The sequence below is a fragment of the Lysobacter sp. Hz25 genome (assembly GCF_046097045.1).
In the GTDB taxonomy this organism is placed as follows: Bacteria; Pseudomonadota; Gammaproteobacteria; order Xanthomonadales; family Xanthomonadaceae; genus Lysobacter; species Lysobacter antibioticus_B.
Map to the genome: position 1 here is coordinate 2,644,525 of NZ_CP175666.1, position 18,261 is coordinate 2,662,785.

At 67.5% G+C, this 18,261-nt stretch carries 16 protein-coding genes; 12 read left to right on the plus strand and 4 right to left on the minus strand.

The window, feature by feature from the left end:
- Genes ACKN61_RS11120 through galU form a run of 3 tightly spaced genes read left to right on the plus strand, consistent with a single transcriptional unit; the run spans nucleotide 1 to nucleotide 3,846 of the window.
- Nucleotides 1-1,014, plus strand: coding sequence for an MraY family glycosyltransferase (locus tag ACKN61_RS11120; RefSeq protein WP_408953500.1), 1,014 nt, complete (start codon nucleotides 1-3; stop codon nucleotides 1,012-1,014).
- Nucleotides 1,015-1,036: 22 nt separating this feature from the next.
- A complete protein-coding gene (locus ACKN61_RS11125) occupies nucleotides 1,037-2,947 on the plus strand; it encodes a polysaccharide biosynthesis protein (protein WP_408953501.1) in 1,911 nt (636 codons plus the stop codon).
- The gene (gene galU / locus ACKN61_RS11130) at nucleotides 2,947-3,846 is read left to right on the plus strand and encodes a UTP--glucose-1-phosphate uridylyltransferase GalU (protein ID WP_057917765.1); all 900 of its coding nucleotides are present in this window, start codon (nucleotides 2,947-2,949) and stop codon (nucleotides 3,844-3,846) included. The genes ACKN61_RS11125 and galU overlap by 1 nt, the downstream gene beginning before the upstream one ends.
- 75 nt (nucleotides 3,847-3,921) lie before the next feature.
- Here the strand turns inward: galU and ACKN61_RS11135 are convergent, their stop codons facing one another.
- Nucleotides 3,922-4,350: a hypothetical protein gene (locus tag ACKN61_RS11135; RefSeq protein ID WP_408953502.1), complete on the minus strand. Its 429-nt coding sequence runs from the start codon at nucleotides 4,348-4,350 to the stop codon at nucleotides 3,922-3,924.
- A 92-nt stretch (nucleotides 4,351-4,442) separates the two neighbouring features.
- Here ACKN61_RS11135 and ACKN61_RS11140 point away from each other — a divergent pair, with 92 nt between their 5' ends.
- Nucleotides 4,443-5,738 (plus strand): NAD(P)/FAD-dependent oxidoreductase, encoded by a 1,296-nt coding sequence (locus ACKN61_RS11140; RefSeq protein WP_408953503.1) that lies wholly within the window; start codon nucleotides 4,443-4,445, stop codon nucleotides 5,736-5,738.
- Entirely contained in the window at nucleotides 5,735-6,091 is a 357-nt protein-coding gene (locus ACKN61_RS11145) for a tRNA-binding protein (RefSeq protein WP_408953504.1), read from the plus strand. Before ACKN61_RS11140 ends, ACKN61_RS11145 begins: the two co-directional genes overlap by 4 nt.
- A 118-nt stretch (nucleotides 6,092-6,209) precedes the next feature.
- On the opposite strand, the gene ACKN61_RS11150 is transcribed toward ACKN61_RS11145, so the two are convergent.
- The 3 genes from ACKN61_RS11150 to ACKN61_RS11160 all read right to left on the minus strand — a co-directional run bounded on the left by ACKN61_RS11150 (nucleotide 6,210) and on the right by ACKN61_RS11160 (nucleotide 10,739).
- Nucleotides 6,210-7,412, minus strand: coding sequence for an acetyl-CoA C-acyltransferase (locus tag ACKN61_RS11150; protein WP_031371657.1), 1,203 nt, complete (start codon nucleotides 7,410-7,412; stop codon nucleotides 6,210-6,212).
- Between the two features lie 173 nt (nucleotides 7,413-7,585).
- Nucleotides 7,586-9,961 carry a 3-hydroxyacyl-CoA dehydrogenase/enoyl-CoA hydratase family protein gene (locus ACKN61_RS11155; protein ID WP_408953505.1) on the minus strand — a complete coding sequence of 792 codons (2,376 nt, stop codon included), beginning with the start codon at nucleotides 9,959-9,961 and terminating at the stop codon, nucleotides 7,586-7,588.
- Between the two features lie 157 nt (nucleotides 9,962-10,118).
- Nucleotides 10,119-10,739 carry a TetR/AcrR family transcriptional regulator gene (locus ACKN61_RS11160; protein ID WP_031371655.1) on the minus strand — a complete coding sequence of 207 codons (621 nt, stop codon included), beginning with the start codon at nucleotides 10,737-10,739 and terminating at the stop codon, nucleotides 10,119-10,121.
- Between the two features lie 251 nt (nucleotides 10,740-10,990).
- Here ACKN61_RS11160 and ndk point away from each other — a divergent pair, with 251 nt between their 5' ends.
- The 7 genes from ndk to der all read left to right on the plus strand — a co-directional run bounded on the left by ndk (nucleotide 10,991) and on the right by der (nucleotide 18,218).
- Nucleotides 10,991-11,416, plus strand: coding sequence for a nucleoside-diphosphate kinase (gene ndk, locus ACKN61_RS11165; protein ID WP_031371654.1), 426 nt, complete (start codon nucleotides 10,991-10,993; stop codon nucleotides 11,414-11,416).
- A gap of 135 nt (nucleotides 11,417-11,551) precedes the next feature.
- On the plus strand, nucleotides 11,552-12,757 hold the full coding sequence (gene rlmN, locus ACKN61_RS11170) for a 23S rRNA (adenine(2503)-C(2))-methyltransferase RlmN (RefSeq protein ID WP_051884819.1): 1,206 nt from the start codon (nucleotides 11,552-11,554) through the stop codon (nucleotides 12,755-12,757).
- The gene (gene pilW / locus ACKN61_RS11175; protein WP_408953506.1) at nucleotides 12,735-13,625 is read left to right on the plus strand and encodes a type IV pilus biogenesis/stability protein PilW; all 891 of its coding nucleotides are present in this window, start codon (nucleotides 12,735-12,737) and stop codon (nucleotides 13,623-13,625) included. Before rlmN ends, pilW begins: the two co-directional genes overlap by 23 nt.
- 2 nt (nucleotides 13,626-13,627) lie before the next feature.
- Nucleotides 13,628-14,458 carry a helix-turn-helix domain-containing protein gene (locus tag ACKN61_RS11180; protein WP_408953803.1) on the plus strand — a complete coding sequence of 277 codons (831 nt, stop codon included), beginning with the start codon at nucleotides 13,628-13,630 and terminating at the stop codon, nucleotides 14,456-14,458.
- 111 nt (nucleotides 14,459-14,569) lie between these two features.
- Complete coding sequence (locus ACKN61_RS11185; protein ID WP_408953507.1) at nucleotides 14,570-15,199, plus strand: YfgM family protein; 630 nt, start codon at nucleotides 14,570-14,572, stop codon at nucleotides 15,197-15,199.
- A complete protein-coding gene (gene bamB / locus ACKN61_RS11190; RefSeq protein ID WP_081930775.1) occupies nucleotides 15,199-16,434 on the plus strand; it encodes an outer membrane protein assembly factor BamB in 1,236 nt (411 codons plus the stop codon). Before ACKN61_RS11185 ends, bamB begins: the two co-directional genes overlap by 1 nt.
- Nucleotides 16,435-16,817: 383 nt before the next feature.
- Nucleotides 16,818-18,218 (plus strand): ribosome biogenesis GTPase Der, encoded by a 1,401-nt coding sequence (gene der, locus ACKN61_RS11195; RefSeq protein ID WP_031371648.1) that lies wholly within the window; start codon nucleotides 16,818-16,820, stop codon nucleotides 18,216-18,218.
- Nucleotides 18,219-18,261: the final 43 nt, after the last annotated feature.

The window sequence follows — 18,261 nt, forward strand, 5'->3', positions numbered from 1 at the left end:
ATGTGGCAATGGATCGCGATCTACGCGGCGCTCGGCGCCGCCGGTACTTGGCTGGCGCGCGTCTATGCGCTGCACAGCCGGCTCATCGACGAGCCCGGCGAACGCCGCAGCCATAGCGTCGCCACGCCGCGCGGCGGCGGCATCGCCATCGTCGCCGCGGTGTTGATCGCCACGGCCGCGCTCGGCATTCGCTTCCCCTCGCACGCACCGCTCGCGTTGGCGTTCGGCATCGGCCTGTTGGCGATCGCCGGCATCGGCTGGGTCGACGACCACCGCCCGCTGTCGCCGTGGCTCCGCCTGGGGGTGCATGCCTTCGCGGCGGCCTTGCTGGCGTTCGCGGTCTGGTACGTCCTGGGCAATGTCTGGCTGGCGCTGGCGGCGTTCGCCCTGGCGGTCGGACTGACCAACGTCTGGAACTTCATGGACGGCATCAACGGCATGGCCGCTTCGCAGGCGGCTTTGGTCGCGCTGGCCCTGGTCTGGCTCGGCGGGCCGGTCTGGAGCTGGCTGGCGCTGGCCTTGCTGGCGGCCTGCGTCGGGTTCCTGCCGTTCAATTTCCCGCGCGCGCGCATCTTCATGGGCGACGTCGGCAGCGGCGCAATCGGCTATGCCGTGGCTGCATTGTGTGTGCTCGCCGCGAGCGGGCTCGGCCTGCGTTCAGGCCTGTTGCTGCTGCCGCTGACCGCATTCATGGTCGACTCCGGCTTGACCCTGCTGCGGCGGGTCCGACGTGGCGAACGCTGGTGGACGCCGCATACTCAGCATGCTTACCAGGTTTGGGCCAGACGCATCGGTCACACCCGGGTGACCCTCGCCTATGCGGTTTTCACGCTGCTGTCCGTAGTCTGCGTGCGCTATGTGACCGAAGTCCGAACCGGTTTCATCTTATGTATGGGAGGCGCGTGGTATATGTCCGGCGCTTTTTTCTGGTGGTTGATCCAGAAGACCGGACGCGAAACCGGCGACCCGATCAGCTTGGACGAACCGAGCGGCCGAGCGGGCCGAACCGATTGATTTTCTTCAGTAGGGGCAGGGAATGAGTTCATTGCGCGATCGTCTGAAAAGCGGCCTGCCCCGGTTGGCGGTGGTTGCGCACGATCTCGCGATGGTCTGGCTGGTCTGGCAGGCGCTGCACAAGCTGCGCTTCGGCATCACCGCGACCCCTCCGACCCTGCCGCTGTGGTCAACCGAGATCGCCCTGGTCCTGGCCGCGCAAGGATTGGTGTTCTGGCAGGTCGGCCTGTACCGCGGCCTGTGGCGTTTCGCCGGCGTGCCCGACCTGTGGAACATCTTCAAGGCCTGCATGCTGGGCCTGTTCGCGATCGTCCTGGGTCTGTTCCTGTATAACCGCGTCGATGCCGTGCCGCGCACCGTGCTGGTGCTGTACCCGCTGGTGCTGATGGGCATGCTGGGCGCGCCGCGCCTGCTGTACCGGGCCTGGAAGGACAGCCGCATCGACAGCGCCAATGCGGTCTCGGTGAGAATTTTGATCCTCGGCGCCGGCCGCGCCGGCGAGGCCCTGGTCCGCGACCTGCGCCGCTTCGGCACCTACCACCCGATCGGTTTCCTCGACGACGCTGCGCGCTTGCGCGGCAGCAAAGTCCAGGGCGTGCCGGTGCTCGGCAACGTCGACGACGTCGCCGAGATCGCCCGCGAGACCGCAGCCAAGCTGCTGGTCATCGCCATGCCCTCGGCCGATGCCAATGCGATGCAGCGCGTGGTCATGGCCTGCGAACGCACCGGCGTGCCGTTCCGCATGGTGCCGCGCCTGCAAGATGTGCTCGAAGGGCGCTCGCTGCCCGGCGAGCTCAAGGAAGTCGCGATCGAGGACTTGCTCGGCCGCAAGCCGGTGCTGCCGGATTGGAAGGCGATTCGCGCCTGGCTCGGCGCGCGTTCGGTCCTGGTCACCGGCGCCGGCGGCTCGATCGGTTCTGAGCTGTGCCGCCAATGCGCGCGCCACGGCGCCGGGCGCATCGCCCTGATCGAGATCGACGAGCTGGCCCTGGTCACCACCGAGACCGCGCTGCGCCGCGATTTCCCCGACGTCGAATTCATTCCGATCCTCGGCGACTGCGGCGACAAGGCGCTCATCGAGTACGCCCTCAAGCTCGCCGCACCCGACGCCGCTTTCCATGCCGCCGCCTACAAGCAGGTGCCGTTGCTGGAAGCGCAGTTGCGCGAGGCGGTGCGCAACAACGTGTTGACCACCGAAACGGTGGCGCGCGCCTGCCGCGCGGCCGGCGTCGGCACCTTCGTACTGATCTCCACCGACAAGGCGGTCGACCCGGTCAACGTGCTCGGCGCGACCAAGCGTCTGGCCGAGATGACCTGCCAGTCGCTGGCCGACCAGCGCGCCACTCGTTTCGTCACCGTGCGCTTCGGCAATGTGCTCGACTCGGCCGGCAGCGTGGTGCCGCTGTTCCGCGAACAGATCCGCAGCGGCGGCCCGGTCACGGTCACCGATCCGGAGGTCACGCGTTTCTTCATGACCATTCCGGAAGCCTGCCAGTTGATCCTGCAGGCTTCGGCGATCGGCACCCACGAAGCGATCTACACCCTCGACATGGGCGAGCCGGTGCCGATCCGCCTGCTGGCCGAGCAGATGATCCGCCTGGCCGGCAAGACCCCGGGCCGCGATGTCGCCATCGTCTACACCGGCCTGCGCCCGGGCGAGAAGCTGCACGAGACCTTGTTCCACGCCGACGAGCGTTATCGCCCGACGGTGCATCCGAAGATCCTCCAGGCCGAGCCGCGCGACGTCGCGTCGGTGGCGCTGGAAAATTCCTTGCAGCAACTGCGCGAGGCGTCGATCCGCTACGACCGCGAGGCGCTCAGCACGCTGTTGCGCATCGCCGTGCCGGAGTTCCGTCCGGTCGGTGAACATCCTGATTACAAGGAATCGGCTACGGTGGTGGCATTCCCCGCCCGCAACGCCAGGAAGATTTGATGGCCGCACGTATTCGCAAGGCTGTTTTTCCGGTCGCCGGCCTCGGCACCCGTTTTCTCCCCGCGACCAAGACCGTGCCGAAGGAGATGCTGCCGATCATCGATCGGCCGCTGATCCAGTACGCCGTGGATGAGGCGATCGAAGCCGGTTGCGACACCCTGGTGTTCATCACCAACCGCTACAAGCACGCGGTCGCCGACTACTTCGACAAGGCCTACGAGCTCGAACACAAGCTCGAACGCTCCGGCAAGACCGAACAGCTCGAACTGATCCGCAACGTGTTGCCCGAGGGCGTGCGTGCGGTGTTCGTGACCCAGGCCGAAGCGCTGGGCCTGGGCCATGCGGTGCTGTGCGCCAAGGAAGTGATCGGCAACGAACCCTTCGCGGTGTTGCTGCCCGACGACGTGATCTGGAATCGCGGCCCGGGCGCGCTCAAGCAGATGGCCGACGCCGCGCAGAGCAGCGGCGCCAGTGTGATCGCCGTGCAGGACGTGCCGCGCGAACAGACCGCCAGCTACGGCATCGTCGCCACCGACGCCTTCCAGGCCCGACAGGGGCGGATTCGCGCCATCGTCGAGAAACCCGAGCCGGACGTGGCGCCGAGCACGCTCGCCGTGGTCGGCCGTTACGTGCTCAATCCGGGCATCTTCGAATTGCTCGAAACCACCACGCCCGGCGCCGGCGGCGAGATCCAGCTCACCGACGCCATTGCGACCCTGCTCGAACGCGAGACGGTCAACGCCTACCGTTTCCAGGGCACGCGCTTCGACTGCGGTACCCACCTGGGCCTGATCGAAGCCACGATCCGTTACGCCCTCGACCACGAAAAGCTCAGCGACTCGGCGCGCCAGTTGATGCAGAACGCACTCAACGAACTCGGCGTCGAAGATCTCGAGTAGTTCCGCCCGGGGGCACGATCGTACGACTCGTGGGCCGCGAATGCGGCCCACTTCGTTATCGAGCGCTGGCTGCGCTCAGCTGAGCCAGATCCAGGCCGCTACGGCCGCCGCCGCGAATGCTCCGGCGGCGCCTTGCGCGATACGGCCCAGGCGCTCGCTGCGCCGCGACCATTGCAATGCGGCCTGTTCGCGCAGTACCCGGACGTCGCGGTAGGTCTTCCAGGCGCGCGGCGGAAACCGGCCCTCCTCGCGCGCGGCCCGGCCGAGCCGGCGCAGGCTGCGCCCCCACAGGGCGCTCGGCAAGGCCGGCATGATCAGCATCGCGGCGATCGCGCCGCGCAGCCAGCGCCGCGCTTCCTGTGGCGTGCTGGCCAGCGCATGCGCCTGTACCGTCTGCAGCCAGCCGTGCAACAGCCACAACCCGATCGCGCAAACGCCCAGGAGCGCGGCCAGCAGCCACAGGCTGCGTCTGCGGTAGGCTAGGTCGGCGCGGTGGATGTCCATCGTCTGCGTCTCGGCGTTCGGTGTGGCGGCGCGGTCAGGCACCGGTCGCCGCGACGGCCGACCGGCATCATCAAACCCGTTGCGACCCGCTCATGTCCATACCCGCCGAAAGCTATTACCGCGCCAGTCTCGAACGCCAGCCTTCCTGGCCCGTGTTCGAAGGAAAGCGGCAAACGCAGGTGTGCGTGATCGGCGGCGGTTTCGCCGGGCTCAACACCGCCTTGGGCTTGGCCGAGCGCGGCCTGAGCGAAGTGACCCTGATCGAAGCGCAGGAGATCGGCCATGGCGCCTCGGGCCGCAACGGCGGCTTCGTGTTCGGCGGTTTTTCGCGCGGCGAGGACGCCTTGCTGCGCGAACTCGGTCCGCAGCGCGCCCGCGCGCTGTACGCCGGCACCACCGACGCGGTCGAACTGATCCGTTCGCGCATCCATCGCCACGGCATCGCTTGCGATGCCATCGAGGCCGGGGTGATCTGGGCCAACTGGTTTCGCGACCCCGAGGTGCTGCGCTCGCGCCAGGCCTTGTTGGCCGGCCACTACGGCGTCGACTGGCAATGGTGGTCGCGCGAACGCCTGCGCGAGCAGGTGCGCAGCGAGCGCTACCACGAGGCCTTGTTCGAGCCGCAGGCCTTGCATTTTCATCCGCTCAAGTACGCCCATGGCTTGGCGTCCTTGGCCGAAGTTCTCGGTGTCGCCGTGCACGAACGCAGCCCGGCGCTCGCGCTGGAGCGTCAGGGCTCGGCCTGGCGGATCAAGACCGAACGCGGCGAGATCGAGGCCGAGCAAGTCGTGTTGGCCTGCGGCGGTTACCTGGCCGGTCTGCGCCGCGAGGTCGATGCGGGGGTGATGCCGATCGCGACCTATGTGATGGTGACCGAGCCGCTCGGCGACCGACTCGGCGATGCCTTGCATACGCGCGCCGCGGTGTACGACACGCGTTTCGCCTTCGACTACTATCGGCCGCTGCCGGACACGCGCCTGCTCTGGGGCGGGCGCATCTCGGTGCTGGATCGCTCGCCTGAAGCGGTCAAGCGCTTGCTCTACCGCGACCTGCTCAAGGTATTCCCGCAATTGGCCGGTATCCGGATCGACTACGCCTGGTCGGGGCTGATGAGCTATGCGCGCCATCAGATGCCGCAGGTCGGACGCATCGGCGACGGCCTGTGGCTGGCCCAGGCGTTCGGCGGTCACGGCGTCGCGCCGACGACCTTCGCCGGCGAGACCGTCGCTGCGGCGATCGCCCAAGGCGACGAGCGCTGGCGCGAGCTGTCCGATTACGGCCTGGTCTCGGCGATGAAGCCCGCCGGCCTGCTGGCGGCGCAACTGAGCTACACCTGGGCGCAACTCAAGGACGCCTACAAAGAACGCAGCGAAGGAAGGGCAGGATGAGCGATACGAACGGCAACGAGACGGGCCTGATCGCGTGGAGCGACTTCGAGAAAGTCGTGATCTGCGCCGGTACCGTCACCCAGGTCGAGGAATTTCCGCAGGCGCGCAAGCCGGCCTGGAAGCTGTGGGTCGATTTCGGCCCGCACGGCCTGCGCAAGACCAGCGCGCAGATCCGTCAGCTGTATTCGGCCGAGGAACTGGTCGGGCGGCAGATCGTCGGGGTGATCAATTTCCCGCCGAAGCAGATCGGGCCGTTCGTGTCCGAATTCCTGCTGACCGGTTTCCCGACCGAGGACGGCGTGGTCATCACCACCCTCGAACGGCCGGTGCCTAACGGTACGCGGCTGGCGTAAACGCCGGCGTTCTCACGTAGTAATCCGGCTTCAAGCAAAGGTGCGGCACCTAAAACGAAAAACCCCGGATCGCTCCGGGGTTTTTCGTGCCTGGGACCCGCGTGCGGGCCGCGGCCGTTTACAGCGCTTCGAACACGCCGGCCGCGCCCATGCCGGTGCCGATGCACATCGTCACCAGGCCGTACTTCTGCTTACGGCGCTGCAGGCCATGCACGATGGTCGCGGTGCGCACCGCACCGGTCGCGCCGAGCGGGTGGCCGAGCGCGATCGCGCCGCCGAGCGGGTTGACCTTGGACGGGTCGAGATCGCTGTCGCGGATCACCGCCAGCGCCTGCGCGGCGAAGGCTTCGTTGAGCTCGATCCAGTCGATCTGGTCCTTGGTCAGGCCGGCCTGCTTGAGCGCCTTCGGAATCGCGGCGATCGGGCCGATGCCCATCACTTCCGGACGCACGCCGGCGACCGAGAAGCTGACGAAGCGGGCGAGCGGGGTCAGGCCGTAGTCCTTGACCGCCTGGCCGGAGGCCAGCAACACCGCCGCGGCGCCGTCGCTCATCTGCGAACTGGTGCCGGCGGTGACGCTGCCGCCGAACTGGCCGTTGCGGAACACCGGCTTGAGCTTGGCCAGCGCTTCCAGCGAGGCGTCCGGACGCGGGCCTTCGTCGAGTTCGATCAGGCTCTTGCGCAGCTTGATGGTATTGCCCGACAGATCCGGCACGTGCGAGACGACTTCGAGCGGGCTGATCTCGTTCTTGAACTCGCCGGCCTGGATCGCGGCGATGGCCTTCTGGTGCGAGGCCAGCGCGAACGCATCCTGGTCTTCGCGCGAGATCTTCCACTCCTCGGCGACCTTCTCGGCGGTGATGCCCATGCCGTAGGCGATGGCGACGTGGTCGTCGTTGAACACCGATGGGCTCAGGGCGACCTTGTTGCCCATCATCGGCACCATCGACATCGACTCGGTGCCGCCGGCCAGCATCAGGTCGGCGTTGCCCAGGCGGATTTCGTTGGCCGCCAGCGCCACGGCCTGCAGGCCGGACGAGCAGAAGCGGTTGATGGTCTGCGCGGCGATGGTGTTCGGCAGGCCGGCCAGCAACACGCCGATGCGCGCCACGTTCATGCCTTGCTCGCCCTCGGGCATGGCGCAGCCGATGATCGCGTCGTCGATGCGGTTGACGTCGATGCCCGGGGCCTGCGCGACCACGGACCTGAGCACGTGGGCGAGCATGTCGTCGGGACGGGTATTGCGGAACACGCCGCGCGGGGCCTTGCCGACCGGAGTACGGGTGGCGGCGACGATGTAGGCTTCCTGGATCTGTTTCATGGCTTTCTCCGAAAGCCGGGAATCGGGAATCGAAAATCGGGAATCGTCGAGGCAAAGGCCCGGCGGCATTCCGATTCGATTCTTGCTCCCGGTTTTTTCAATATGGGGACAGGAGAGGGGAGGCGGGAGAAGAAGCCGAGCTTCTTCGATTCCCGATTCCCCATTCCCGATTCTCAGTTCCGCAGCGGCTTGCCGGTCTTGAGCATGTGCGCGATGCGCTCTTGCGTCTTCGGCATCTGCGCCAGGGCGACGAAATGCTCGCGTTCGAGCTTGAGCAGCCATTCCTCGTCGACCAGGGCGCCGCGGTCGACTTCGCCGCCGCAGATCACCGTGGCGATGCGGCTGGCGATTTCGTAGTCGTGCGGCGAGATGAAGCGGCCTTCGAGCATGTTGACCAGCAGCATCTTGAAGGTCGCGATGCCGACGTCGCCGGCGACCTGGATGCGGCGGCCGGGCAGGGGCGGGCGGTAGCCGCTTTCGGCCAGCGCGCGCGCCTGCGCCTTGGCCACGTGCAGCAGCTCGAAGGCGTTGAAGACGACGCGATCGCCGTCGCGGGCGAGCTTGAGTTCGCGCGCTTCGAAGGCCGAGGTGGAGACCTTGCCCATCGCCACGCTCTCGAACGCGGTCTTGAGCTCGGCGAACACGTCGCCGCCCGGACCGGCCGCGTCGGAGGCGCGCACCGCGAACTCCTTCAGGCCGCCGCCGGCCGGCAGCAGGCCGACGCCGGCCTCGACCAGGCCGATGTAGCTTTCCAGCGCGAACACCGTACGCGCCGAATGCATCTGGAACTCGCAACCGCCGCCGAGCGCGAGACCGCGCACCGCCGCGACCACCGGCACCAGCGAGTACTTGATGCGCTGGCTGGTGGCCTGGAAGTTGGCGACCATCGCCTCGAAGCCCTTGAGGTCGCCGGCCTGCAACAGGCCCAGCGCGCCGGACAGGTCGGCGCCGGCCGAGAACGGTTCCTTCGGCTGCCAGATCACCACGCCCTTGAACTTCTGCTCGGCGATGGCGATGGCTTCCTGGATGCCGTTGAGCACGTGGTCGTTGACCGTGTGCATCTTGGTCTTGAAGCTGATCACGGCGATGTCGTCGCCGTCGTCGGCCCACAGGCGGATGCCGTCGTTCTCGAACACGGTCTGGCCCTGCGAGAAACGCTCGCCGAGCAGCGCGTCGGGGAAGCGCTGGCGCGCATATACCGGGTTGGACGAGCGCGGCACCTGGGCGTTACGGCCCGGGCTGTAGCTGCCGTCCTTGCCGTGCACGCCGTCGCGGCCGTCGAACACCCAGTTCGGCAGCGGCGCGCTGGCCATGGCCTTGCCGGCGACGATGTCCTCGGCGATCCAATCGGCGACCTGCTTCCAGCCGGCGGCCTGCCAGGTCTCGAACGGGCCGAGCGACCAGCCGTAGCCCCAGCGCATGGCGAAATCGACGTCGCGCGCGGTGTCGGCGATGGTTTCCAGGTGGAAGGCGCTGTAGTGGAAGCTGTCGCGGAACACCGCCCACAGGAACTGCGCCTGCGGATGCTCGCTGGCGCGCAGCGCGGCGAACTTCTTGGCCGGGTCCTTTTCCTTGAGCAGGGCGGCGATGTCGGCATCGAGCTCGCCGGCCGAGGCGCGGTAATCCTGCGCCTTCAGGTCGAGCACCAGGATGTCCTTGCCGCGCTTGGTGTAGACGCCGGCGCCGGTCTTCTGGCCGAGCGCACCCTTGCCGATCAGCGCCGACAGCCACTTGGGCGCCTGGAAGTACGAGTGCCACGGGTCGTCGGGCAGGGTGTCGGCCATGGTCTTGATGACGTGGGCCATCGTGTCCAGGCCGACCACGTCGGCGGTGCGGAAGGTCGCCGACTTCGGCCGGCCGATGGCCGGGCCGGTCAGCGCATCGACGGTGTCGAAGCCCAGGCCGAACTGTTCGGTGTGGTGCATGGCGGCCAGCATCGAGAACACGCCGATGCGGTTGCCGATGAAGTTCGGGGTGTCCTTGGCGATCACCACGCCCTTGCCGAGGGTGGTGGTCAGGAAGGTTTCCAGGCCTTCCAGCACCGACGCGTCGGTGGTCTTGGCCGGGATCAGCTCGGCCAGGTGCATGTAGCGCGGCGGGTTGAAGAAGTGCACGCCGAGGAAGCGGTGGCGCAGTTGCTCGGGCAGCACTTCGGCGAGCTTGTTGATGCCCAGGCCGGAGGTGTTGGAGGCCAGCACGGCGTGATCGGGCACGTAGTCGGCGATCTTCTTGTACAGGTCCTGCTTCCAGTCCATGCGTTCGGCGATGGCCTCGATGACCAGGTCGCAACCGCGCAGCTGTTCCAGGCCGGTGTCGTAGTTGGCGGCGGTCAGGCGCTCGGCCAGGGCCTTGCTGGCCAGCGGCGCCGGGCTCAGCTTGGCCAGGTTGGCGATGGCCTTGTTGACGATACCGTTGGGGTCGCCTTCCTTCGCGGCCAGGTCGAACAACACCGTGTCGACACCGGCATTGGTGAGGTGCGCGGCGATCTGGGCGCCCATGACGCCGGCCCCGAGGACCGCGGCACGGCGGACAAGCAATTGCTTAGACATCGTCTACAACTCCTTGAAGAAAAACGAGAATCTTGGATGTGGGCGAGGGGAGAGGGCGGGAGTCCAGAGGGAAATCCTGGAGGCAATCCAGGAACGACCGGCGGCGCGGGGCCGTCCGGCGATGCCGGTCCCCGCCGGGACCGGCATCTGGCGCCGCTCAGCTCTTGAAGCCGGCGGCGGCGAAACGGATCAGTTCGCGGGCGGCACGCTCACGGTGCGCCGCTTCGGTGACACCGGCGGGTCGCTTGATCAGGCCGAAATCGGCCATGGCGTAGGTCAGCGAACCGGCCAGGAAGTCCAGGCGCCAGTACAGCTCTTCCTTGCTCAGGTTCGGCACCGCGCCGGCGATGGCCTTGGCGAATTCGCGCAGGACATGGCCGTAGTGGTCGGAGAGGAACTTGCGCAGGCTGTCGTTCTTCTCGGCGTAGGCGCGGGCGATCACCCGCACGAAGGCGCCGCCGCCGTTGCGGTCCTGGGCCAGCGCCAGCGCGGGCTCGACGAAGGCGGCCAGGATCGGTTCGAGCTCGCCGGGGTGCTGTTCGACCGCGGTCTTGAGCGCACCCATGCGCTGCTCGGTCATCTCGTCCATGCGCCGGCGGAACACCTCGTTGACGAGGTTTTCCTTGCTGCCGAAGTGGTAATTGACCGCGGCGATGTTGACGTCGGCGCGGCTGGTGACCTGGCGCAACGAGGTGCCGGTGAAGCCGAACTGGGCGAACAGCTCTTCGGCGGCGCCGAGGATGCGGTCCTTGGTCGAAAAATGGGCGGTCGTGGTCATGGGGCGCGGGCTACTCCTGGACGACCGTCGCGACGGCCTGAATCAAACGCTTGTTTGATGCTAGTCCCGGTCCCCGGAATCGTCAATCTCGGTGCCGCGAAGACCCGTCGGCCGGCCGGCGGGAGGATGTAAACCAAGTGATTATTCCGTTAGAATTACCGCAGCCATATCGGCTAAACCCGCGTCCCGTCGCGGGTTTTCTGTTATTCTCGGGCCGACCGTAAAGCGGCCCGCCTACCCGGAGACTTTCCATGGCGCTGGAGCGCACCCTGTCCATCATCAAGCCCGACGCCGTTGCCAAGAACGTGGTCGGCGAGATCTACACCCGTTTCGAGAAGGCCGGCCTGAAGGTCGTCGCCGCCAAGATGAAGCACCTCTCGAAGCAGGAAGCCGAAGGTTTCTACGCCGTGCATCGCGAGCGTCCGTTCTTCGCCGCCCTGGTCGAGTTCATGATCAGCGGTCCGGTGATGATCCAGGCGCTGCAAGGCGACAATGCCGTGCTCAAGAACCGCGAGCTGATGGGCGCCACCAATCCGAAGGACGCAGCGCCGGGCACGATCCGCGCCGACTTCGCCGACAGCATCGACGCCAACGCCGTGCACGGTTCGGACAGCCTGGAGAACGCCGCGATCGAAATCGCGTACTTCTTCCCGGCCACCGACGTCTACGCGCGCTAAGCGAAACCTTAGAGCACGACAGTGAACGACATTCGCGACAACGCCAACGATCTTCCTCTTGCCGGCACCGCGCAGGCGACGGAAACCGCGGCCGCGCGCGCGGATGTCGCCGGCACCCCGGGCGCGATCCCGAGCGTGCTGATCGGTAACGCGGCGGCGCCGGCTTCGGCCGGCACCGCCGTTCCCGACAACGGCAAGACCAACCTGTTCGATTTCGACCGCGTGCAACTCGAGGATTTCTTCGAGCAGACGCTGGGCGAAAAGCGCTATCGCGCGCACCAGGTGATGAAGTGGATCCACCACCGCTACGTCACCGACTTCAACGACATGACCGACCTGGGCAAGGCCCTGCGCGGCAAGCTCGAGGCGCATGCGCAAGTGCGCGCGCCGATGGTCATCTTCGACAAGCCCTCCACCGACGGCACCCACAAGTGGCTGCTCGGCATGGACGCGAAAAACGCCATCGAGGCGGTCTACATTCCCGACAAGGGCCGCGGCACGCTGTGCGTGTCCTCGCAGGTCGGCTGCGCGCTGAACTGCCAGTTCTGCTCCACCGCGACCCAGGGCTTCAACCGCAACCTGTCGACCGCCGAGATCATCGGCCAGGTCTGGGTGGCGGCGCGTCACCTCGGCAACGTCCCGCACCAGCAGCGCAAGCTCACCAACGTGGTGATGATGGGCATGGGCGAGCCGCTGATGAATTTCGACAACGTCGTGCGCGCCATGAGCATCATGCGCGACGACCTCGGCTACGGCCTGGCCAACAAGCGGGTGACGCTGTCGACCGCCGGCATGGTGCCGATGATCGACAAGCTCGGCGAAGTCAGCGACGTCTCGCTGGCGGTGTCGCTGCATGCGCCCAACGACGAGCTGCGCACCGAGCTGGTGCCGCTCAACAAGAAGTACCCGATCGAGCAGTTGATGGACGCCTGCGTGCGCTACGCGCTGCGCAAGCGCGGCACCTCGGTGACCTTCGAGTACACCCTGATGAAGGGCGTCAACGATCAGCCGACCCACGCGCGTCAGTTGGTCCGCCTGCTGCGCCAGTTCGACAACGCGGTGCAGATGAAGGACGCCGCCAAGGTCAACCTGATTCCGTTCAACCCGTTCCCGGGCACCCGCTTCGAACGGCCGGACGAGACTGCGATCCGCGCCTTCCAGAAACTGCTCAACGACGCCGGCATGATCGCGCCGGTGCGCCGCACCCGCGGCGACGACATCGACGCGGCCTGCGGCCAGCTCAAGGGCCAGGTCATGGACCGGACCCGGCGCCAGGCCGAGTTCCGCAAACAACTGCAAGCCCAAGGCCTCGACCAGGATGTCGGCGATGCTGCTGCCTGAGTTTCCGCGCTCCACCGTATCCAACCGCCGTCCCGCTGCGCCGCGCGTCCGCGCCGCACGCACCATCGCCCTGCTCACCGTCGTCGTCCTGGCGGCCAGCGCCTGCAACCGGCTCAGCTTCATCCGCCCGAACATGGAGCGCAAAGGCTTCAAGCAGACGGCGGTGGAATACGACATCGGCGACAAGCGCGGCGGCGGCTCCGGCGGCGAAGCCAGCGCTTTGGGACGCATCCAGTCCGCGCAAAGCCATCTGATGGCCGGCGACCGCGACAAGGCCCGCTCGGAGATCAAGCAGGCCCTGCAGTTCGACCCGAAATCGGCCGAGGCCTACAGCCTGCTGGCGGTGATGGCCGAGCAGGACGGCAACAACGCCCAGGCCGGCGCCCATTACCGCAAGGCCGCCGAGCTGGCGCCCGACCGCGGCGCCGCGCTCAACAACTACGGCGTCTGGCTGTGCGCGAACCACCGCGCCAGCGAGGGCCTGACCTGGTTCGACAAGGCCCTGGCGGATCCGCGCTACGGGACTCCGGCGGTGGTGCTGGCCAACAGCGGCGCCTGCGCCGACACGCTGGGGCAGGGCGATCGCGCCGATCGCGACCTGCGTCTGGCGATCTCGCTCGATCCGACCAATGCCATGGCGCTCGGCGCGATGGCCAAGCGGCAGTTGCGTTTGGGCAATGCCTTCGAGGCGAGGGCCTTTTCTGAACGCCGGCTGGCCGTTGAGCCAATCACAGCTGAAGCGCTGATGACTGCGTCACAGATCGAACAAAAACTCGGCGACACGGCTGCCGCCGCAAGATACGTTCAGCGAATGAGGGCGGAGTTCCCTGACGCGCAGGGCTCCGGAACGGGGGATGGCGGTAGGTGAAGATGCAGTCGAACGAATTCGCGCCTGAAGGCGGCGGAAGCTGTGGCGCGCGTCTGAAACAGGCCCGCGAGGCAGCGGGGCTGTCCATCGAAGACGTCGCGGCACGGCTGAAAATGCCGTCGCGGGTAGTGCAGTCGCTGGAAAACGACGACACCGGCAGCGCCGGTGCGCCGGTCTTCGTGCGCGGCCAATTGCGCAGCTACGCGCGCCTGGTCGGCATCGACCTGGAAGACCTGCTCAGCGGCACCCCGCTCGCATCGACCGCACCGTCGGAACTCATCAGCCATACCCACACGCCGCGCTATCGCCGCGTGTTCGAACAGACCACCCGCCGCGCCATCTACATCGTGATGACCGCGGCGATCGCGGTACCGGTGATCCTGGCGACGCGGCCGCACCTGAGCAACAGCGGCAACGTGCAATCGCTGGAAATGCCCGCCAATTTGGTCGGCGCCGAGCATGCTGTGGCGCAGGCCGCAGCGCGATCGGCCACGGCCGCGGCCACGCCGCCGCAGCGCACGCCCCTGGTCGCCTCGATGGCGCCGGCGCTGTCGCAGATCCAGGCCAGCAAGACCCTGACCCTGAATTTCACCGGCGAAAGCTGGATGCAAGTGCGCGGAACCGGCGGCCAGGTGCTCGACGAGGGCACCGTCCAGGCCGGCCAGGTGCGCAGCTACAACCTCGGCGAAGTCGGCTACGTCAAGCTCGGCAACGCCTCCGGCGTGGAAGTCCGCAAGACCGGCGAGTCGGTCGATCTGGCGCCGTTCAGCCGCGGAAGCGTGGCCCGCTTTACGCTATCCTCTGACGGTTCCCTCGCGCCAGCGTCTAATTGATCCGCGCTGCGGGTTCGCGACCATCACCGGCCCGCGTTGCGGGCCGGTCCTCATTGACTTCGGCTTCGCCCTCGCGGGCGAGGACCTAGCACGGCGGCCTACGGCGTACTCATGGCGATAGACGATCTGCTCGACGAACACGAACAAAGCGAACGGGTACTGGCCTGGTTGCGCGCCAACGGTGCCGGCCTGATCGGCGGCATTGCCCTCGGTCTGGCCGCGATCGGCGGCTGGAAGTGGTGGGGCAACCACCAGCTCGAAACCCACGGCAAGGCCGCCACCGAATTCCAGACCGCGGTCGATGCGGTCCAGGCGAAGGACAAGGCCGCCGCGGCCAAGGTCAAGGCGCTGCCCCCGGGCATGTACCAGACCCTGGCCTCGCTCGACCTGGCCAAGTCGCAGGTCGACGCCGACCAGCGCGACGCCGCGATCGCCACCCTGCGCGGGATCAAGACCGAGGACGCGGCCATCGCCGAGATCGTCAAGCAGCGCCTGGCGCGCTTGCTGATCGACGCCAAGCAGCCGGCCGAAGCGATCAAGTTGCTCGACAAGTCGACCTCGCCGATGGCGATCGAAGTGCGCGGCGACGCCCAGTTCGCGCTCGGCAAGGCCGATCTCGCCCGGGCCGATTACGGCACCGCGCTCGCCAAGCTCGACGAGGCCTCGCCGCGTCGCCGCCTGCTCGAACTCAAGCTCACCGAAGCCGGCGGCACGCCGGCCAAGCCCGAGGCCAAGTCTTGATGAAGTCCGCTGAAAACAGGTTCTCCGGCCGCCCCGCCGTCCGCAATACCGCCGCGATCGTGCTGTGCGCGTTCGCGCTCAGCGGTTGCACGACCATCAAGGGTTGGTTCGGCGGCGGCAAGAAGGACGACGGCAAGCCCAACGAGCCGACCGAGCTCACCGACATCACCCCGAGCGTCAAGGTCGACAAGATCTGGTCGGCCAACGCCGGCAAGGGCGAGGAGCGCATCGGCATTCGCCAGGGCCCGGCCGTGGCCGACGGCCGCGTCTATGCCGCGGCGGTCAAGGGCGGTGTGCATGCCTACGACCTGCAGACCGGCAAGCAGGTCTGGCACTTCCAGCCCATGCGCACCGACAAGGACAAGAAGGACAAGGACATCCGTCTGTCCGGCGGTCCGGGAGCGGGCGATGGTCTGGTCGTGGTCGGCGGGCTCGACGGCGAAGTGATCGCGCTCGACGCGGCCACCGGCGCGCAGAAGTGGACCGCGAAGGTCTCCAACGAAGTGATCGCCGCGCCGACCATCGGCTTGGGCATGGTGTTCGTGCGTTCCAACGACGGCCGCGTCACCGCTTTCGACGCCGCCAGCGGCGAGCGCCGCTGGTTCTGGGTGCATGAAGTGCCGATGCTGACGGTGCGCGGCAACGGTTCGCCGACCCTCGGCCCGGGCTTCGTCTTCGTCGGCAACGACGACGGCACCGTCAGCGCCCTGTCGGCGACCGACGGCCGCCCGACCTGGGACCTGCCGGTCGCACAGCCGGAAGGCCGCAGCGAACTCGACCGCATGGCCGACGTCGACGGCACGCCGATCCTGGAAGGCACCACCCTGTACGCCAGCAGCTTCAAGAAGCAGACCATCGCCATCGACGCCCCGAGCGGCCGGCCGATGTGGGTCAGCGAACACGGCAGCGTGGGCCGTCTCGGCGTCGCCAGCGACCGCCTGGTCGTCAGCGATCCGACCGGCCTGGTGTTCGGCCTCGACAAGTCCGGCGGCAGCGCGCTGTGGCAGCAGCCTGGCCTGGCGCGTCGCAGCCTGACCGGCGCGGCGGTGCAGGGCGATTACGCCGTGGTCGGCGATTTCGACGGCTACGTGCACTGGCTCAAGCTCGACAACGGCGAGTTCGCCGCGCGTGCGCGCGTCGGCGGCAAGCTGCTGCGCGCCGCTCCGGTGGTCGCCGACGGCGTGCTGATCGTGCAGAACGTCGAAGGCGAGCTGACGGCGTTCAAGCTGCAATAAGACCGGGAATAGGGAGTCGGGAACAGGGAATCGGTGGTTCCGCGCGGTTTGCCGCTGCCGTGCCTCCGGCTAGATTCCCGGCCCTCGTTTCTTGAGTTATCGCGGCCCGGGTGGCGATCAGCCGTCCCGGGCCGTTTGTTTGAGCGGTTTCGCCCATCGTCCGCGCCCGTTCCGGCAGGCCCGGCTCCAGAGTCCGGCCCCGACCGCTCGCCGCGCCGTTTCGAGTCGCGAAAGCGCCGTCGCGGCCGGTCTGGCACTATGGCGCCCTGCTGGACGGCTTGTTTAAGGCTCGTCCCGGGGCAATCCGAAGGCCGGCGCCGCACCAGGCGGCTGCGTTGCCTGCGATTCCCGAATCCCCATTCTCCATTCCCGGCTCCAAACACATGCTTCCCTTAGTCGCCCTCGTTGGCCGCCCCAACGTCGGAAAATCCACCCTCTTCAATGCGCTCACGCGCAGCCGCGACGCGCTCGTCCACGACGAACCCGGCGTCACCCGCGATCGTCACTACGGTGTGTGCCGGCCCGAGGGCCAGCGCCCGTTCGCGGTCGTGGACACCGGTGGCATCGCCGGCGAAGACGAGGGCCTGGCCGGCGCGACCGCGCGCCAGGCGCGCGCCGCCGCCGAGGAAGCCGATCTGGTGCTGTTCCTGGTCGACGGCCGCGAAGGCGCCTCGGCGCTCGACGACGAGATCCTGGCCTGGCTGCGCAAGACCGCGCGCCCGACCTTGCTGGTGGTCAACAAGACCGACGGCCTCGACGCCCGCGCGGCGGTCAACGATTTCGCCCGCTACGGCATCCGCGATGCGGTCGCCGTGTCGTCCGCGCACCGCCAGGGCATCGACGAGTTGCTCGCCGAAGTGTTCGCGCGCTTGCCGGAAGAGGGCACCACCAGCGAACTCGATAACGACCCCTCGCGCGTGCGCGTGGCCTTCATCGGCCGCCCGAACGTCGGCAAGTCGACCCTGGTCAATCGCCTGCTCGGCGAAGAACGCATGATCGCCTCGGAAGTGCCGGGCACCACGCGCGACTCGGTCGCCGTCGACATGGAGCGCGACGGCCGTCTGTATCGCCTGGTCGACACTGCCGGCGTGCGCCGCAAGTCCAAGGTCGAGGAAGCGGTCGAGAAGTTCTCGATCATCAAGACCCTGCAGGCGATCGAGAACTGCCAGGTCGCGGTGGTCATGCTCGACGCCGGCGAAGGCGTCACCGACCAGGACGCCAGCGTGCTCGGTTATGCGCTCGACTCCGGCCGCGCCCTCGTGGTCGCGGTCAACAAGTGGGACGGGCAAACCGAATACCAGCGTCAGCAGACCGAAAACCTGCTGATGCGCAAGCTGGCGTTCGTGGAATGGGCCGAGAAGGTGCGGATCAGCGCCAAGCACGGTTCCGGCCTGCGCGAGCTGTTCAGCGCGATCCATCGCGCGCACGCCTCGGCGACCACCGAAATCGGCACCAGCGAAGTCACCAAGGCCATGGAAGTGGCCTACGAGACCAACCCGCCGCCGGTGGTGCGCGGGCACGTGGCCAAGCTGCGCTTCGCCCATCCAGCTGGCCTCAATCCGCCGACCTTCGTCGTCCACGGCACGCGCCTGCGCACGCTCGGCGATACCTACAAGCGCTATCTGGAAAACTTCTTCCGCAAGCGCTTCAAGCTGGTCGGCACGCCGATCCGCTTCGTCTTCAAGGACAGCAGCAATCCTTACGAAGGCAAGAAGAACGTGCTGACCGAACGCCAGGTGGCGAAGAAGAAGCGCCTGATCCGTCACGTCAAGCGCGGCAAGTAAGTCCACAGCCGGCGAGAGCGCCCAGGACACGCGAGGAGAGGCC

Coding starts and splice junctions, on each gene's coding strand:
- ACKN61_RS11120 (WP_408953500.1), top strand. CDS start 1: ATGTGGCAATGGATCGCGATCTACGCGGCGCTCGGCGCCGCCGGTACT.
- ACKN61_RS11125 (WP_408953501.1), top strand. CDS start 1,037: ATGAGTTCATTGCGCGATCGTCTGAAAAGCGGCCTGCCCCGGTTGGCG.
- galU (WP_057917765.1), top strand. CDS start 2,947: ATGGCCGCACGTATTCGCAAGGCTGTTTTTCCGGTCGCCGGCCTCGGC.
- ACKN61_RS11135 (WP_408953502.1), bottom strand. CDS start 4,350: ATGGACATCCACCGCGCCGACCTAGCCTACCGCAGACGCAGCCTGTGG.
- ACKN61_RS11140 (WP_408953503.1), top strand. CDS start 4,443: ATGTCCATACCCGCCGAAAGCTATTACCGCGCCAGTCTCGAACGCCAG.
- ACKN61_RS11145 (WP_408953504.1), top strand. CDS start 5,735: ATGAGCGATACGAACGGCAACGAGACGGGCCTGATCGCGTGGAGCGAC.
- ACKN61_RS11150 (WP_031371657.1), bottom strand. CDS start 7,412: ATGAAACAGATCCAGGAAGCCTACATCGTCGCCGCCACCCGTACTCCG.
- ACKN61_RS11155 (WP_408953505.1), bottom strand. CDS start 9,961: ATGTCTAAGCAATTGCTTGTCCGCCGTGCCGCGGTCCTCGGGGCCGGC.
- ACKN61_RS11160 (WP_031371655.1), bottom strand. CDS start 10,739: ATGACCACGACCGCCCATTTTTCGACCAAGGACCGCATCCTCGGCGCC.
- ndk (WP_031371654.1), top strand. CDS start 10,991: ATGGCGCTGGAGCGCACCCTGTCCATCATCAAGCCCGACGCCGTTGCC.
- pilW (WP_408953506.1), top strand. CDS start 12,735: ATGTCGGCGATGCTGCTGCCTGAGTTTCCGCGCTCCACCGTATCCAAC.
- ACKN61_RS11180 (WP_408953803.1), top strand. CDS start 13,628: ATGCAGTCGAACGAATTCGCGCCTGAAGGCGGCGGAAGCTGTGGCGCG.
- ACKN61_RS11185 (WP_408953507.1), top strand. CDS start 14,570: ATGGCGATAGACGATCTGCTCGACGAACACGAACAAAGCGAACGGGTA.
- bamB (WP_081930775.1), top strand. CDS start 15,199: ATGAAGTCCGCTGAAAACAGGTTCTCCGGCCGCCCCGCCGTCCGCAAT.
- der (WP_031371648.1), top strand. CDS start 16,818: ATGCTTCCCTTAGTCGCCCTCGTTGGCCGCCCCAACGTCGGAAAATCC.